This window comes from Anaerolineales bacterium, assembly GCA_037382465.1.
Classification (GTDB): domain Bacteria; phylum Chloroflexota; class Anaerolineae; order Anaerolineales; family E44-bin32; genus WVZH01.
Window position 1 is genome coordinate 24,807 of the sequence record JARRPX010000027.1, and the last position, 16,065, is coordinate 40,871.

Annotated in this window: 14 protein-coding genes; all 14 read right to left on the reverse strand. The window is 56.7% G+C overall.

Going from position 1 to position 16,065, the window contains the following annotated elements; translation table 11 throughout:
* Positions 1-14: 14 nt before the first annotated feature.
* Positions 15-908 carry a GGDEF domain-containing protein gene (locus tag P8Z34_08795; GenBank protein ID MEJ2550765.1) on the reverse strand — a complete coding sequence of 298 codons (894 nt, stop codon included), beginning with the start codon at positions 906-908 and terminating at the stop codon, positions 15-17.
* Positions 909-1,133: 225 nt separating this feature from the next.
* Positions 1,134-1,739 (reverse strand): biotin transporter BioY, encoded by a 606-nt coding sequence (locus P8Z34_08800; protein MEJ2550766.1) that lies wholly within the window; start codon positions 1,737-1,739, stop codon positions 1,134-1,136.
* A gap of 151 nt (positions 1,740-1,890) precedes the next feature.
* Positions 1,891-2,328: a DUF3795 domain-containing protein gene (locus tag P8Z34_08805; protein ID MEJ2550767.1), complete on the reverse strand. Its 438-nt coding sequence runs from the start codon at positions 2,326-2,328 to the stop codon at positions 1,891-1,893.
* A 200-nt stretch (positions 2,329-2,528) separates the two neighbouring features.
* Complete coding sequence (locus tag P8Z34_08810; GenBank protein ID MEJ2550768.1) at positions 2,529-3,968, reverse strand: hypothetical protein; 1,440 nt, start codon at positions 3,966-3,968, stop codon at positions 2,529-2,531.
* A 263-nt stretch (positions 3,969-4,231) separates the two neighbouring features.
* Positions 4,232-4,858 carry a hypothetical protein gene (locus P8Z34_08815; GenBank protein ID MEJ2550769.1) on the reverse strand — a complete coding sequence of 209 codons (627 nt, stop codon included), beginning with the start codon at positions 4,856-4,858 and terminating at the stop codon, positions 4,232-4,234.
* Positions 4,859-5,051: 193 nt separating this feature from the next.
* Positions 5,052-5,600: a flavodoxin domain-containing protein gene (locus tag P8Z34_08820; protein ID MEJ2550770.1), complete on the reverse strand. Its 549-nt coding sequence runs from the start codon at positions 5,598-5,600 to the stop codon at positions 5,052-5,054.
* Positions 5,601-5,761: 161 nt separating this feature from the next.
* Positions 5,762-7,237, reverse strand: coding sequence for an IMP dehydrogenase (gene guaB / locus P8Z34_08825; protein MEJ2550771.1), 1,476 nt, complete (start codon positions 7,235-7,237; stop codon positions 5,762-5,764).
* Between the two features lie 20 nt (positions 7,238-7,257).
* The gene (purH, locus tag P8Z34_08830; protein MEJ2550772.1) at positions 7,258-8,760 is read right to left on the reverse strand and encodes a bifunctional phosphoribosylaminoimidazolecarboxamide formyltransferase/IMP cyclohydrolase; all 1,503 of its coding nucleotides are present in this window, start codon (positions 8,758-8,760) and stop codon (positions 7,258-7,260) included.
* An 11-nt stretch (positions 8,761-8,771) separates the two neighbouring features.
* Positions 8,772-9,395 carry a phosphoribosylglycinamide formyltransferase gene (gene purN / locus P8Z34_08835; protein MEJ2550773.1) on the reverse strand — a complete coding sequence of 208 codons (624 nt, stop codon included), beginning with the start codon at positions 9,393-9,395 and terminating at the stop codon, positions 8,772-8,774.
* 24 nt (positions 9,396-9,419) lie between these two features.
* The gene (gene purD, locus P8Z34_08840; protein MEJ2550774.1) at positions 9,420-11,690 is read right to left on the reverse strand and encodes a phosphoribosylamine--glycine ligase; all 2,271 of its coding nucleotides are present in this window, start codon (positions 11,688-11,690) and stop codon (positions 9,420-9,422) included.
* Between the two features lie 45 nt (positions 11,691-11,735).
* Positions 11,736-13,169 carry an amidophosphoribosyltransferase gene (gene purF, locus P8Z34_08845; protein MEJ2550775.1) on the reverse strand — a complete coding sequence of 478 codons (1,434 nt, stop codon included), beginning with the start codon at positions 13,167-13,169 and terminating at the stop codon, positions 11,736-11,738.
* A 6-nt stretch (positions 13,170-13,175) separates the two neighbouring features.
* Positions 13,176-13,661 carry a 5-(carboxyamino)imidazole ribonucleotide mutase gene (locus P8Z34_08850; GenBank protein ID MEJ2550776.1) on the reverse strand — a complete coding sequence of 162 codons (486 nt, stop codon included), beginning with the start codon at positions 13,659-13,661 and terminating at the stop codon, positions 13,176-13,178.
* A gap of 16 nt (positions 13,662-13,677) precedes the next feature.
* Positions 13,678-14,649, reverse strand: coding sequence for a phosphoribosylaminoimidazolesuccinocarboxamide synthase (locus P8Z34_08855; GenBank protein MEJ2550777.1), 972 nt, complete (start codon positions 14,647-14,649; stop codon positions 13,678-13,680).
* Positions 14,646-16,052: an adenylosuccinate lyase gene (gene purB / locus P8Z34_08860; protein ID MEJ2550778.1), complete on the reverse strand. Its 1,407-nt coding sequence runs from the start codon at positions 16,050-16,052 to the stop codon at positions 14,646-14,648. Before purB ends, P8Z34_08855 begins: the two co-directional genes overlap by 4 nt.
* Positions 16,053-16,065: the final 13 nt, after the last annotated feature.

Genomic DNA, 16,065 nt, shown 5'->3' on the forward strand with positions numbered 1-16,065 from the left:
AGTGGGTGCTTAATTTATCGAGAAACCGTGTTGCGGCCAGCTTCCTTGGCCCGGTAAAGCGCTTCGTCCGCAAGTTTGACCAGGTCTTCCGGCGCTTGCATATCGGTGGAGATTTCGGCGACGCCGATACTGATCGTGGGTTGTATACAAACGTTGTTTCGCGTGAAATTGTGTCCCTCGATTTTCGTACGAATCGACTCGCCGATCGTCTCTGCTTTCGAAAGCGGCGTGTTACGCAAGAACGCGATGAACTCATCACCGCCGTAGCGACTCGCCACACCTTTTCGTCCGATCGTTTTCCGAATGATCTTTCCCGATTCGGAGATGGAAAAGGATCCCATCAAGTGACCGTGGCTGTCATTGATACGTTTCAATCCATCCATGTCCATCATCAAGAGTGACAATTTCTTCCCGTTACGTTTGCAGCGGAAGAATTCCAACTTGAATTCGCGATCGAGAATACGCTTTACGGGAAGCCCCGTGAGATCGTCGATGTTCATGATCTCGTTGAGCTTCGTGTGGAACTTGACCTCGAAGTCGTCTTCGTAGGTGAATTTCAACACCGTAGCACCAACGAAAATTTTATCCCCGTTGTTCAGTTCGGATGTATCCCTTTTTTCAAAATTGACCAGGATACCGTTTCTACTCTGCAAATCGGTAATCGTGTATTGTTGACTTCGAGGGTTGAAATCGATGCGGGAATGAATGCCGGAAACGGTTCGGTCGGAGATGACGATGTTCGCTTTTGCGGGATTGCGTCCGATAATCGCCGGCCTGCCGTTCAGGGGGAATCGTTTCCCAAGCTCCGCCCCCGTGAGCACCAGGACCACAGCTTTTGGCTGTGATAATTCTGCTCCCTTGGCATAGTCGAATTCGGTGTCGCACGTTTCGTCTTCGAAAACTGCCACTTTGACTCGTCCTCCCGACTGGTGGCATTAATCATTCTACAATAAGCAGGACGAGTTCGAGATGGGTAATAGGTCTCACGCATCTCTCAAAGTTAAAAAACGTATCGATCCGGACACAGCCTTTGAAACGCGTTGACGGGCAGCCATAAAGGAGCACAACAAGAGGAACGTCAGTCGAAGATAATGACCGAGCGGATGTTTTGGCAGACGAACACGAATTCCTACCTAACGCTTTTCGGACGGCCGGAATCCCTGCGACTGCTGGCTCAAAACCACCCACCCGGAGGGTAGTGCGATTGCGGCAAGCACAACCTTCAGCCCGTCGCCGACGAGAAAAGGAAGTGCGCCAACTTCCAACACCGCATTCCAACCTACGAATTGCGTCAGCCACAGACAGCCCGCAACGTAAATCGCGATCGTTCCGAGGGACATGGCAAGCAGCGTGCGGATGAACCGGCGATCCCAGCCACGTTCGCTCAATTTCCCGACCAGAAAGGCAGCGATCACGAAACCCACCAGGTAGCCGCCAGTAGGACCTGCAAGATGGGACAATCCCCAGCCCCCGCGCGAAAATACCGGCGCCCCGATCAAACCAGCTCCTATGTAGGTGATCATGCTTAAAGCACCCCGTTTACTGCCCAGCAGAGCCCCCACGAGCAAAACAGCAAACGTCTGCCCGGTGATCGGAACCGGTGTAAGTGGGATTTCTATTCTGGTCAACAGCGCAGTCAACAAGACACCGCCGCCGATCCAGATGATCTCCCGCACCAGTCCGGTTCCCGGCCAAAGCACGTCCACAAACGATAAACGCAGGTCCGAACTACGATTCATAACCATACTCCAGATTGATGGATTTCAGCATCACGCCGTAATTAAAAAGCCAATTCCTTGTTTGTTAACACCAAATCGCACGAGGTTACGCGGGACGATCCCGATTGGAAATTTTCCCGGCGAGATCTTCGAAGGAAATGACCCGTTACGCTCAATCCAGATCCACACTCACGCGGCATGCCGAGCACTGTTTCACGCCTCGAAACAAGCGTTCCCCACAAGCCGGGCAGCGGTACCGGTCGATTTCAGATCGAATCCAGGCTCTGGTTCCATGTTCCCGCCGGTCCGGGACGGCGCGCAGAATGGCTTTCTTTCCCGCAGGGATCGGAAATTCCTCGATCCGTTCACACGGGAAATCCCCACAGGCATGACAGCCTTCGATCCCCTTGGATTGCGTGCAGTCCCGGATCGCACAGACCTGGCAAGAAGGAAAGCGCCTGGATGACAGGCAGCCATCGCAAAGCAATTCCTCCACGGGCAAGGCGGAAATCTGGGGAAAGCGACGTGCGTAGAGCTTGCCCAACCTTTTCAAGTAGCTCAGATCGTTTTCCAAAGTCGCTTGATGGATTCTACAAACGCCGCAATACAAACTACATGGTGCATTGAGTTCTGATGGATTTTCCTGCAATTCTCTTCTCCGAGGTTGTCGTCAACAAAACGGATAGATCAATCACATTCTTCTTGAAACGCTTACCATAACCCAAGCGACAGAGCGGACATCAAGGCGGCCCAGGTAAGCAGATATCGAATTCGGCGCAGATAGATTACGGTCACTTCGAATCAAGAGACTCAGATACTGACTATTGAACGCGCGTTTACGCCGCGCGCATCCGGCGCGTCCCAATCCAAGTATTTTTCGTCTCCATGATCACCCTGGATGATGATCACCAACGGCTTTTCGGTGTTCGCCAATATGGAATCAATGGTGGGCATGAGTGCTTGATTCAGGTAATCCAATTGATACCCGTAGAATTCGACGTAGTTTTCGGGTTCAACCTCGTACCAAAATAAATTGACATTCTGATGGTACTCCAGCGCCTTTTGGTTGGGTCCGTAGAGAAACGGAAAATGAGGTAAGTATATGTGCGCGAACACGAAATAATGCCCATCCCGTGTCGCGTAATCTGACAGGTGATTCAACGTAAAACGGATGCGTTCGCGTCGAACATCCAGCTCATGATTGACCGAGTTGATGAACCCTTCACTAATTCGTGCAGTGGATTCACTTTGAAAATCTTGTTCGTAAAACAGTAATGCGATCGTCGTTCGCAGCATCAAGTGTTCGAAAGGATTCAGATCATGTCCGTTATCGGCCCGCGGTGGATTTGGAGAGAGAAAGATGTCGGCGTACTGATTATTCGTGTCTCCGGTCCCCGAGTCGAAAACGACGACTTTGTAACCCTGGTCGCGCAAGAATTGATTAACGTAGTTCGTTTGAAGGTCGTATCGCGCCTGACGAAATATACTCAGCGGAATCTCATGGAAATACAACAAATTCAACGATGTATTTAGTGAGTACGTAGTATTCATGTAATTCGAGCGGCTTTCTTCAACGATGAAAAATCCGCGGTCTTCCAATGCATCCAGGAAGACAGTATTGTCATAATCATAGAATTCACGCAGCACGTCGGCTCTCGTATAAGCATCGAGGATGATGTAATAGATGTCCGGCATCTCGGGTAAAGGTGTCTCGTGACGGGGGGAAACAGCCTGCGCCTCCCCCCGAATTTCAGAAAGAATCTCATTCTCGGATTCGCCCCCGCGTTCACTTGCCGTCATGCTCGAGAGAATAGACGTCAAAGGGAAGATGACCAGCACGATCCCGATCAAGTTGAGATACACGCTCGTGTTTTGGGGCACCTTCGCTTTGACAACGCCAGCGCACGCCAGAGCATAGATGGTCAGCCACAACCATGCCAGAATTGAATAATTCAAAGCGTGACCCTGCTGTGACATCCATTGTTCGATTACATTCGCGATTTGACCGAATGAGAAAAGCTGGATCAACAACAGAGAGGTTAAAACGCCTGCCTTGTCCCAGGACTTCATGAGGATGCGTAGAATCAATAAATAACAAATCGTGAAACAAAGCGAGATTGCTAGAAAGCGGTAAGTTTGGTCGAAAGGAATGAACATGATGTTTCGCGTGTACACGTAAAGAATAGGATACACACAAAACAACACGGGATGAAACGGAAAACCCAATATTTTTCGAGTATCTTTGTTCATGACGGCACGCCGGAGCCCTGGTTAACGCTCGAATTTCACAGATATTCAGTGTGATTTGATTCTGCGTTCACCCCGCGAAGCATTATTTCACTTTTCGTAGCAGTTCACAAGGAAATCGAAATCCAGATTTCTCCATCGCGAGACTTAGAAATCTTCCAGTGAACAGCGGAATATCATTTAATTCAACATATCTTCGAACGTTCGATTGTCGCCACCGGGGGAAATTTGGGCTGTTCTGATTGAGGAGCTGGAGAGGAAAAGCATCACCCCATAATACGTACACGGATTGCCTGGCAAATGCCGTCGATCGCGGTGGTGATGCGCTTCTTGCTATCCAGACCCATCTCCCAGTATTCGGACTCGAAACCGCGAAGATGGGGATCAGGAGACCTGCCCCAGTCGTCCAATCCTTCATCTTCCATCAAACGGATCAGGCCCAAAAGTTGTTCGCAAACCGCAGCCGGATAGAAGGGGCGATTCTGTTCGATCCGTTTGTATACATCGGTATACGCCGTGGCGAACGCTGCGAGGATCTCCGCTTTACGCTGTTCATCGGGTTTGATGGGGGAATCTTTCATGATCTCCGGTTTCATCAGGCTGGTCGCCCTGCGGAAGGAAATCAGAGAATCCCAGATTTCGGTGAGAATTTTAAATTCGTGCTCGAAACGAGCGGGATGGATGTGGGACTGCCGCGTCATCATCGTCGACAGGAAATTGATATCCCGGTCATAGCGGTCCAGAAATTCGTCCAATTCTTGCAGGTCATTCCGTTGGACGAGATTCGTCTCGATCTTCGCATTGAGGGAGGACACCCTACGCGATAACAAAAGAGTTGAGGCAAGAACAACGCCCAGGATCACGATTCCGACAATGAGAATGGCGATTTCCATCGACTCAGCTCCTCGAGAACCACAGAGAGGTATTTCGTTTCGCTTGAAATAAACACGGTATTATAAAACCGCCAGGTCCACATCTGATCTTACACCAATACTACCATCTTGCCACTCCACAGCACACACCGATTCCGCAGCAGGAATGAAATAGCAAAAACACGGTAACGATAGCACCGATGATCTTTACGGCTCACGGAAGACGCTTGTAGGTCGCCTTTCCCGGGTGTAAATCCTTACGGCCGTCGAAATAGATCGCCACCCACTCCGCCAGGCGTCTGCCCAGCCTGCGGCATGCCTCGACCTCTTTCTCACCGCGCGGGTCTCCGGCTTGCGTGGCCCCATAATGCAGCGTGAACTGCTCGCCGGAATAATCCGTCACCCCGAAAACCAGCATGCCGTAATTGAGCATGATCGTCATCATCGCCAAGCAGGTCAGTTCAGCGCCGCCGCCCCACCCGCCCTCCGAACTGAAGGCACAGCCGATTTTGCCGTCGATCTTCTGCCAAACGGGAAGCAGATCCTCCCAAAATTGCTTCATCTCCGCCGCAACCGTGCCCAGGTAGGTGGGCGAGCCAACCGCCATTCCGTCGCACCAAAGCACGTCTTCCCGCCCGGCCTGCTCGGTCGATTTCAGACGCACGTGGATATCCGCAACGCTGCGCGCACCTTCCGCAACGTACTCGGCCATTTTCTTCGTCGATCCCTCATTGCTGTAGTAGAGCACCAACACGTTCCCCATGGTGTGGCTCCTCGAAACGCATAGTCATCCCGTCGAATCCACTTTACCCCTGCATTTCGACACGCAGTTTTGAGATCGGATTTACTTCACGACGTAAGAACGACCAGCGCGACCCGAAATACGATCCGGGGGAAGAAACCTAGTATGATGACTCAAATGGTCTACATCACCTGGTAATTCGGCGCTTCTTTCGTGATCACAACGTCGTGCGGATGACTTTCGATGAGGCCGGCGTTCGTTATGCGGATCAGGCGTGCATTCTGCTGCAGTTCCTCGAGGTTCTCCGCTCCCGCATATCCCATTCCGGATCGCAATCCGCCAACGAGCTGATAGACGTATTCCTCCAATGGCCCCTTGTAGGGAACCCGGCCTTCGATTCCTTCGGGAACGGTCTTCCCCGATGCTACGATTCCCGAACCGTAGCGATCCCGGCCGTATCCCTTCATCGCGCCCATGCTGCCCATTCCCCGGTAATCCTTGAACTGCCTTCCTTCGAAAAGCACCGTTTCGCCAGGTGATTCCTCCAGCCCGGCAAGCAGGTTCCCCAGCATGACGGCGTTCGCCCCGGCAGCGATGGCCTTTACGATGTCCCCGGAGAATTTGATGCCGCCATCGGCCACGATGGGGACGCCGTGCGCCTTCGCCGCCCTGGCGCAGGCATGAATGGCAGAAAGCTGCGGCATTCCCACACCGGCGACGACGCGCGTGGTGCATATCGAGCCGGCGCCGACTCCAACTTTGACCACGTCGACGCCCGCTTCGATCAGCGCCCTGGTCCCTTCCGGCGTGACGACGTTCCCGGCGATCAGCGCCAGGTCTGGGGCAACTTTACGGATGCGTTTCACGGCTTCGATGACATCTCGGGTGTGACCGTGCGCCGTGTCGACGGCAATCAGATCCACGTCCATCGCCAACAGACCTTCGAGGCGTTTATCCGATCCGTCTCTGACCCCCACCGCTGCGCCGACCATCAACCTTCCCCGCTCGTCTGTGGCAGCCAACGGAAAGTCGCGTTCCTTCTGAATGTCTTTGACCGTGATCAATCCCTTGAGTACCCCCTGCTCATCCACGAGCGGCAATTTTTCGATGCGGTACTTCTGCAGCAAGCTCTTCGCGCCGTTCATGTCGATACCGACAGGCCCAGTCACCAGCTTTTCACTGGTCATGTATTCCCGCACCGGACTGCGGTAGTTTTCTGCGTTCAGGAAACGAATGTCCCGATTGGTGAGAATCCCGACGAGGACGTCGCCATCCTCAACGATCGGGATTCCACTGATGTGATAGTGGGACATGATGTCTTCGGCTTCCTGAATCGTGGCGTCGGGTTTGAGGGTGATCGGATCGACGATCATGCCGGATTGCGATCGTTTGACCTTGTCTACTTCGGCCGCTTGATCTTCGGGCGACAAATTGCGGTGTATGACGCCAATCCCCCCTTGCCGCGCCAACGCGATCGCCAGTCTCGCTTCCGTTACGGTATCCATGGCCGCCGACAGAATGGGGACGTTCAAGCGAATCTTCTCCGTAAGCTGCACGGAGACATCCGTATCGCTGGGAAGCACGTGGCTGTATCCCGGAACCACGAGAACATCATCAAACGTCAGGGCAACGCCCTGCTCGAACAATTCAGTGTTCATCCGATCTCTCCCACGACTATTCAGTGACGGAAATGCCGCACACCTGTGAAGACCATGGCGATATTCAATCGGTCGCAAGCTTCGATCGATTGATCGTCACGAACGGAACCACCCGGCTGGACGATGGCCGTGATGCCGTACTTTGCCGCTTCCTCCACCGAATCCGGGAAGGGGAAGAAAGCATCCGAAGCCATGACGGCGCCTTTCGATTTATCCCCCGCCCGCGTGGCTGCGATGCGCACGCAGTCGACGCGGTTGGGTTGGCCGCCGCCGATCCCCACAGTGGCCTCGCCCACGCTAAAGACGATGGCGTTGGATTTTACGTGCTGGCACGCTTTCCAGGCGAAGCGCAAACCGGTCCATTCTTCTTCGCTGGGCTCGCGCTTGGTTGCGACGCGCCAATCGGTCTTCGGTGGATCTCCCATGTCTATGTCCTGGCGTAGTATCCCCGCGTTGACCGAGCGCAGTTCGTAATCCGGATCGAGTTGCATCGAAGGCATCCGCAGCAGCCTGAGATTTCCCTTCTTGGATAACACTTCAGCCGCGTCTTTGCTGAAGCCGGGAGCGATGATGCACTCCACGAATAACTTGCCCAATTTCTTCGCCACGGCCAGATCGAACTCACGATTCACGGCGATCACGCTTCCGAACGCCGATACCGGATCGGAAGCAAGCGCAGGATCGTAGGCCGCAGCCAACGTCTCGGCCGACGCCAGGCCGCATGGCGAAAGGTGTTTGACGATGCAAACCGTCGGGCGCTCGAACGAAATCGCAGCCCGCCAGGCAGCATCGAGATCGAGCAAGTTGTTGTACGAAAGCGGTTTGCCCTGCAGCAGCTCTCCACCCATCGGTCCGGCTTCCGGTGAAAAACCGTACAGCAGTGCCGATTGATGCGGATTTTCGCCGTAGCGCAGTTCCTGGATGGGGAAGAGCGGCACGTTGAGCGCTCCTCCGGGCGCCAGGTAAGCGCTGATGGCTGCGTCGTACGATTGGGTGTGGGCGAAAGCTTTCACCGCCAGGCGGCGGCGCGTCTCCGGACTCGTCTCCCCGTTCTCGCGCAGCTCCTTCAGGACGAGGTCATAATCATCGGTATCAACGATAACCGTGACGCGCTGGAAATTTTTAGCCGCAGCGCGCAGCAAAGCTACACCGCCGATGTCGATCTTCTCGATGGCCTCCTCCAAAGTCACGTTCGGCCTGGCGATCGTCTCCCGAAATGGATAGAGGTTGACGGCGATCAAATCGATCGGTTTTGCGGATATCTTTTCCAGGTCGGCTGTATCGGCCTCGTTTTCGCGAGAAAGAATGCCGCCGTGAACTGCGGGATGCAGCGTCTTGACCCGGCCGCCCAGGATTTCCGGGTAGCCGGTGTAGTCCGCGACTTCCTTCACGTCGATCTTGTTTTCGCGCAGCAATTTTGCCGTCCCCCCACTGGCAATGAATTCCCAACCCAATGACGACAGTCCTTCGGCAAAGGCCGGTAATTTCGATTTATCCGCAACGGATAACAACGCAATTGACATTATTTCACTCCTTACTGAATTTCGATGGTATTCAACGCTTGCCGAATGGCCTGGACCAGCAAACGGTGCTCGACTCGATGAATGCGTTCCTCGAGGGACTCGAGTGTATCTTCTTTGTCAATCGGAACGGTCTCCTGCGCGATCACGGGCCCGACGTCCACGCCTTCATCGGGCACGTAATGCACCATCACACCGGTCTGGTCGGTCGCCCCGGTTTGAAAATCGTTCCAGGCGCGTTCGATGGCGTGCGTTCCGGGGTAAGTTCCCGGAAGTGCAGGATGCAGGTTGACGACCCGCATGGGATATCGATCCAGGAATGCCGAGGTGAGTACGCGCATCCACCCCGCCAAAATCACGAGGGTGGGTTCGAATTCGGCGACGATTTTCGCCAAATCCGCATCGTACGCCCGGCGGTTCTTTCCCGATTCCTTGTAAGGTTTCCAAGGATGGTAGCGGCTGGGAATGCCGGCCTCCTCCGCTCGCTCCAGCGAGTATGCATTTTTGTGGTCGCAAACCACGGCCGCGACTTCGGCGTCCAGGTCGCTAGACGCACAGGCGTCGATGATGGCCTGCAGGTTGCTGCCGAAGCCGGAAGCCAGGACGACCAGTCGGTTATCCCTTTTCTTTTCTGCCACAGGGTCCCTCTTCTATGTCAGCGGCTACACGAGAACGACATCGTTCCCCGCGCACACTTCGCCGATTACGTATGTGTCCTCTGCAATGGTTTCTCGCACAAGCTTTACGTCGGCCGGGTCGACCACGGCGATCATGCCGATGCCCATGTTGAAGACGCGATACATTTCCTCGCGTTCGATCCGGCCGCGGTCTTGAATCAATTGAAAAACCTGCGGGACGGTCCACGCGCCGCTATCGACCCGTGCACCCAGATTCTCGGGTAATGCCCGGGGTATGTTGTCAAAAAAGCCGCCACCGGTAATGTGCACCAACGCTTTAAGCGGCCTCTCTGGTAGATCGAGCAGATTCGAAAGATACGGCAAATAAGAACGATGCGGCGCCAACAAGGCATCGGCCAGAGAGCTGCCGTCCGCCATTCTGTAAGCAGGCAAATCCTCGCCGGCGAAAACCCGGCGGATGAGTGAGAAGCCGTTCGTGTGCGGCCCCGAAGATGCCAGCCCCAGGAGAACGTCGCCCGCCTGAATGTCGTCCCCGGGAAGAATCGCCTCGCGCTCCACGACTCCCACGACCGCACCGGCCAAATCCAACTGGCCCTCGACGTACATCCCCGGGAGTTCGGCCGTCTCGCCGCCCAGTAAGGCGCAATCCGCTTCGCGGCAGGCATCCGCCACACCGGCGACCAGTTCGGCGACCACGTCCGGATCGGTCGCGCTGCAGCCGATGTAATCCAGAAAGAACAGCGGCCGGGCGCCCTGCACGAGAATGTCGTTGATGCAGTGATTGACAAGATCTACGCCGAGGTCGTGATAGCGACCCAGCTGCACGCCGAGCATCACCTTCGTGCCCACGCTGTCCGTCGACCCGGAAAGCACGGGGTCCCTCATCCTGGAAACCCGGGTCGCCTGAAACAAGCCGCCGAACGCGCCCACACCGGCAAGTACTTCCGCTCCGTGGGTCGATTCCACGGCTCTTTTCATCAACGTCACGGCACGATTTCCGGCATCGATGTCGACGCCCGCCGCCGCGTAGGCCGAAGCCGGTTTGGCGATATCGTTGCGGTACTGCATCCCCTCAAAGCGGATCTTTTCAATGCCGGCATACACGATCTTTCGTGCCTCATCGATGTCCGGGCCGCGAGCGGTCACGCCCAGCACCCGCCCGCCGTTGGTGACGATGGCGCCGTTCTTCTGCGTCGTCCCGGCGTGAAACGCCCACACATCGTCCGGCAGGGAATCCAGCCCGGTAATTTCGATTCCTTTCTTGTACGTTCCCGGATAACCGCCCGAAGCCAGCACCACACACAATGCCGCACCGTCGCTCCAACGCACGCTCGGAGCCGTCTGGGCAAGATTGCCCTCCACGCAGGCCAGCATGATTTCCAGCAGATCAGACTCGAGCAGGGGCAGAATCACCTGGGTTTCGGGATCACCGAAACGGCAGTTGTATTCCAACACCTGAACGCCTGATTCGGTCAGGATCAAGCCGCCGTACAGCACGCCGACGAACGGATTGCCTTCTTCCCGCATACCGTCGATGACGGGCTGCAGCATGCGCCTGCAGGCATCCTCGATTTCTGCAGCCGTCATACTCGGAGACGGCGAGAAGGTCCCCATACCGCCGGTGTTGGGCCCGCGGTCGTTATCCAACAAACGTTTGTGGTCCTGCGCGGTGGGCATGGGCAAGATGTCGCGTCCATCGCTGAAAGCCAGCAGCGACACTTCCCGGCCGGCGAGTTTGTCTTCGATCACGACACGATCGCCGGCGTCGCCGAATCGTTCGTCCACCATGATCTCGCGGAGAGCCTGCTGCGCTTCTTCTGGATCGGCAGGCAGGATGACGCCCTTCCCGGCAGCCAAACCGGAAGCCTTGATCACGTAATCCATCCCGCGGCCGCGCACGTGGTCGATCGCTTTCTCGTACTCCTCGAAGACTTCAAAACCAGCGGTGGGAATACCGTGACGCTGCATGAATGTCTTGGCGAACGCCTTGGAGGATTCCAATTGAGCGGCAGCCGCCGTCGGGCCGAACACTCGAATCCCCTTCGCCATCAAGGCGTCGGTGATGCCGTTCGCCAGCGGGACTTCAGGTCCCACGACGACGAGTTCGATCTCCTTCTCGATCGCCGCCTCGACGATAGCGTTCGTGTCGTCCGCCGAAACAGGCAAGTTCTGCGCCACTTGCGCCGTCCCTGGATTCCCGGGCAACGCATACAGCTCGGAAAGCAGCGATGATTGGGAAATTTTCCAGGCCAGTGTATGCTCACGCCCTCCTGAGCCGACGACCAGGACGTTCATGCCTTCCTCCTCACGTGCGTTTTACAGGTTGCGGATTCCCCCGAATTATCCGAACCGTTCCTTCACCAGTTCCTCAATAACCTCGAAGGGGTACTTGCCGGTAAAACAGGCGTTGCAGTAACCGCTTTCGCTTCCAATCGCCCGCATCATGCCTTCCAGCGAAAGAAAACGAAGGCTGTCCGTACCCAGTATGTCGTTGATTTCGGAGACCGAATTCGACGAAGCCACCAACTCCTCGCGCGTGGGCATATCCACACCCATGAAGCAGGGATGCGTGAGCGGCGGGCAGGTGAGACGCATGTGGACCTGCTCGGCACCCGCATCGCGCAGGGTGTTGACCAGGCGGCGCGCGGTTGTGCCGCGCACGATCGAATCATCCACCAGCACCACTCGCTTCCCTTCCAGCACGCTGCGGATGGGGTTGAATTTCATATATACGCTGCGCTCGCGCTTGTCCTGTTCCGGTCGGATGAAAGTTCGCCCGACGTAAGAATCCTTCACCAGGGCCATCTCGAACGGAATGCCGCTTTCTTCGGCGTAACCCATGGCAGCAGGGATGGAGGAATCAGGCACCGGTACGACCATGTCCGCGTCGACGTTGCCCTCCAGGGCCAACTCGCGGCCGATGCGCCGGCGCACCTGGTAGACGACCTGGCCGTCCCAAACGCTGTCCGGACGTGAGAAGTAAATATGCTCGAATGTGCACAAGGCCAATGGTTTGGCTGGTTCTATCGCCTGACGCACGATCAACGCCGCATCGTGCAGCGCCACCACCTCTCCCGGACGGACTTCGCGCACCGCCTCGCATCCGATGATGTCCAATGCGCTGGTTTCCGAACAAACCGCGTGGCCGCCTTCCGGCAGCAATCCGACCGTCAGCGGGCGCAGCCCCCACGGATCGCGAGCGGCAAAGACGCCGTCGACGGTGAGAATGACGAGCGAATACGCTCCCACCCAATCCTGCATCGCATGCGCCAGGCGGTCCAGCCAGGTGTCGCCGGGAGCGCCGGCCAACATGAGTACCATCACTTCGCTGTCCGAGCTGGAGGTCAATCCCATGCCGTTCGTCAGCAGCTTTTCGCGCAGCGCGTCGGCGTTCACCAGGTTCCCGTTGTGCGCCAACGCGACGGGTCCGTGACGTGTTTCGAGCAGAAACGGCTGGGCGTTCTGCAGGCTCGAGCCGCCGGTCGTGCTGTAGCGCGTGTGGCCGATGGCGAGTTTCGCAGTCAACGTATTGATCTCGTTGTCGGAAAATAGGCCATCGACCAGCCCCATGCGCTTTTCGACATCGATCGAAAGCCCATCACTGACGGCAATGCCTGCCGACTCCTGTCCACGGTGCTGCACGGCATGTAAGCCGTAATACGTGAATTGGACGGCTTCTTCACGCGGGGAGTCGATCCCGAATATGCCGCACGCCTCGTGCGGCTGGTCCGAAAACATTGACCCTGTATACCGGCGCAGATTTACCTCAGACACGATCCATCAACCTCCGAATTCGGTATCGGCCGCCGCCAACCGCTTGCGTTGTTCTTCCTGACGGCGGCGAACCGCTGCGGCGATCTCCGCAGAGGACAATCCCAAGATTTTTGCTGCGGCCAACCCCGCGTTCTCCGGCTCGAGAACGACCATAGGCGCAACGCCGCCGGGCATGCGCAGCGATGAATACAAATCCGCACCGGCGAAGCTGCTGCCAACCGGCGGGCAGGCGATGACCGGCGCGCTGACATTGGCGTCCACCATGCCGCTCAAGGCGTTGCTGCGTCCTGCTACGGTGAGGTAGACCTTTTGGCGCGGATCACTCTCGTACTCGGCCAGCAGATCGAGCAAGCGCTGCGGCGTTTTGTGGGCCGATGCGATTCGCTGCACGCACTCGATTTTCATCGATTCCAGCACAGCCACGATCTGGCCCACGTGCTCTCGATCCGAGGGAGAACCCATCAAGATCACAACGAGCGGTTCTGATGCCATAGGATTACCTGATTCCTTAATGCAGGATTCCACCCGCACGTAAATTCGCCTCCAGGCGCGGCCCAACCGGGTAATCCCCCGGGCGGAAAGTCTCGCCGGTCAGCTTTTCGTAAAGCGACACGTAACGCTCGGCGACCCGCAGCCAGAACGCTTCGCCCATTTCCGGCGGCTCGCCGTCGCCGCGGTAACCCTTGGCGGCGTAATCCAGACGTAAAAATTCCTTGTCGTAGTTCACCGGTTCTTCACCCGCCTCAAACCGCGCCTGGTAGCTGTCCGCCAGCCAGAAGCGGGAGGAGTCGGCCGTGTGTACTTCGTCGATGAGGATCACTTCGCCGTTCGCGTCCAGGCCGAACTCGTACTTCGTATCCACCAGAATCAAGCCGGCCTCCCGGGCGATTTTCTGCCCCAGGCGAAAGACTTCCAGGGCGGCGTGCTGCACTTGATCCCAGAGCGCGGCATCCAGATGGCCGCCCTCGACGACCTCGGCGCAGGTCAGACGCTCGTCGTGGGTTCCCGGTCCGCCTTTGGTCGTGGGGGTGATGATCGGTTCTGGAAGCGCCTGGTTCTTGCGCATACCGTCCGGAAACGTATGCCCGTAGATCGTCCGCTCGCCCAGATCGTAGCGGTACCAGAGTGCGGTTTTGGTCACGCCTGTGATGTAGCCGCGGACGACGACCTCCACCGGCAGCGTTTTGGCCGTACGCGCCAGCATCGCATTGGGATCGGGAACGCGGAGCTTGTGATTGGGAACGATCTCTTCCGTCTTGTCGAACCAGAAAACGGAAAGCTGGTTGAGTACTTGCCCTTTATAAGGCACCAAGCCAAGAACACGATCGAAAGCGGAGAGACGGTCCGTCGTCACCAGCAGCAGTTCGCCGTTTTCGAGCGCATACAAATCCCGCACCTTGCCCGTATGCCGGTCGGGCAGCGGCAGCTGCGTTTCCCGGAATGGATGTTCGACAGCCTGGATGAAATCGTCTTGATTCATGCTTCCGTTCCTGTGGATGAATGCCGGGTACGGATACGCGCCGCCATACTGCGAGCTCTCTGGGGTGCGAATCCCAATCTCTCCTTTGACCGCATCAACGTAGAAAGTGTCTTTTCGGAAAGATAGCGCTGCAGTTCCTCATCTTTTTGCACGCGTTCCGGTAACGGATTGGGCTCTCCACGCACGACCAGCTCCCAGGCCGCCATGGCGTGTTCGCGTAAACGTTCGTGCATCTCCTGCCGGTCGGCGCCCGCCCGACTCAAAGCCATCAGTACGGCCTCGAGCGCGGCGAACGGCGCGTAGCGCTCGAAATTGCGCTCGATGCCGGCTTCCTGGATCACCCAACTGCCGAGGATCTCGTTCACGGTCAGGAGAAGTTCATCAGCGATTAAAAACGCTTCCGGCAATGTCGTCCTGCGGTTGGCACTGTCGTCCAGGGTGCGTTCGAGCAGCGACAAGGCCGCGTTATCCCAGGCCACGCGCGGATACTGCGCCAACAAACGGGCCAGCGAGTCCGTTTTCTCGGAGGCGACGGGATTCTTCTTGAATGGCATCGCCGTTGAACCCACTTGCTTTTTCCCGAACGGTTCCGACATCTCACCCACCGGGGGCGATTGTAAGAAGCGTAAATCGAAGGCAAATTTATGCAGCGAGGCGCCCAATCCCGCCAATGCACAGAGTATGTCGTAGTCCTGCTTGCGCGGGTAAACCTGGGTGGTCACCTCGTAAAATGGTAAATCGAGAATTTCCGAAAGGCGCTGCTCGAAGCGCGCTGCGTTTTCTTCCCCCAACAAATCGATGAAGGAAGCGCTTGTTCCCACGGCCCCCTTGAAACCTTTCCCGCGCAGCGATGCCCGCAGTTGGCGAAGGTGATTCCAGTCAGCCAGCAAATCTTGCGCATAGCTCGCCAGGCGATAGCCCAGGGTCGTCGGCTCCGCCGGCTGCAGATGGGTAAAGCCCATCACGGGAGTGTCCGCATGCGATTCGATCTGCTCGGCCAGGCGGTCGAGAACCGGGATGAAACGCTCGAGGATCAGATCGAGCGATCGCCGCATGCGGAGGGCATCGGCATTATCCACGACGTCCATGGAGGTCAATCCCAGATGGATCACGCCGCCGCCGACCGTCGCTTTCTCGGCAAACGCTCTCACCTCGGCCATCACGTCGTGCCCGATATCCTTTTCAATCTCCAAAGCGCGAGGGATATCGATGTCATCCTCGTGCGCCTGCAGGTCATCGACCTGATCCTGTTCGACCAAGCCCAACTCAGCCTGCACGCGTGCGACGGCCACCCAGATTTCGCGCCACAAGCGCCGCTTGGTGCGTTCGGCCCAGAGTAGACGCATGGCATCGGAACCATAACGCCAGCTAAAAAAGGATTGATAGCGATCGTACTCGTCCATCGAACACTCGACT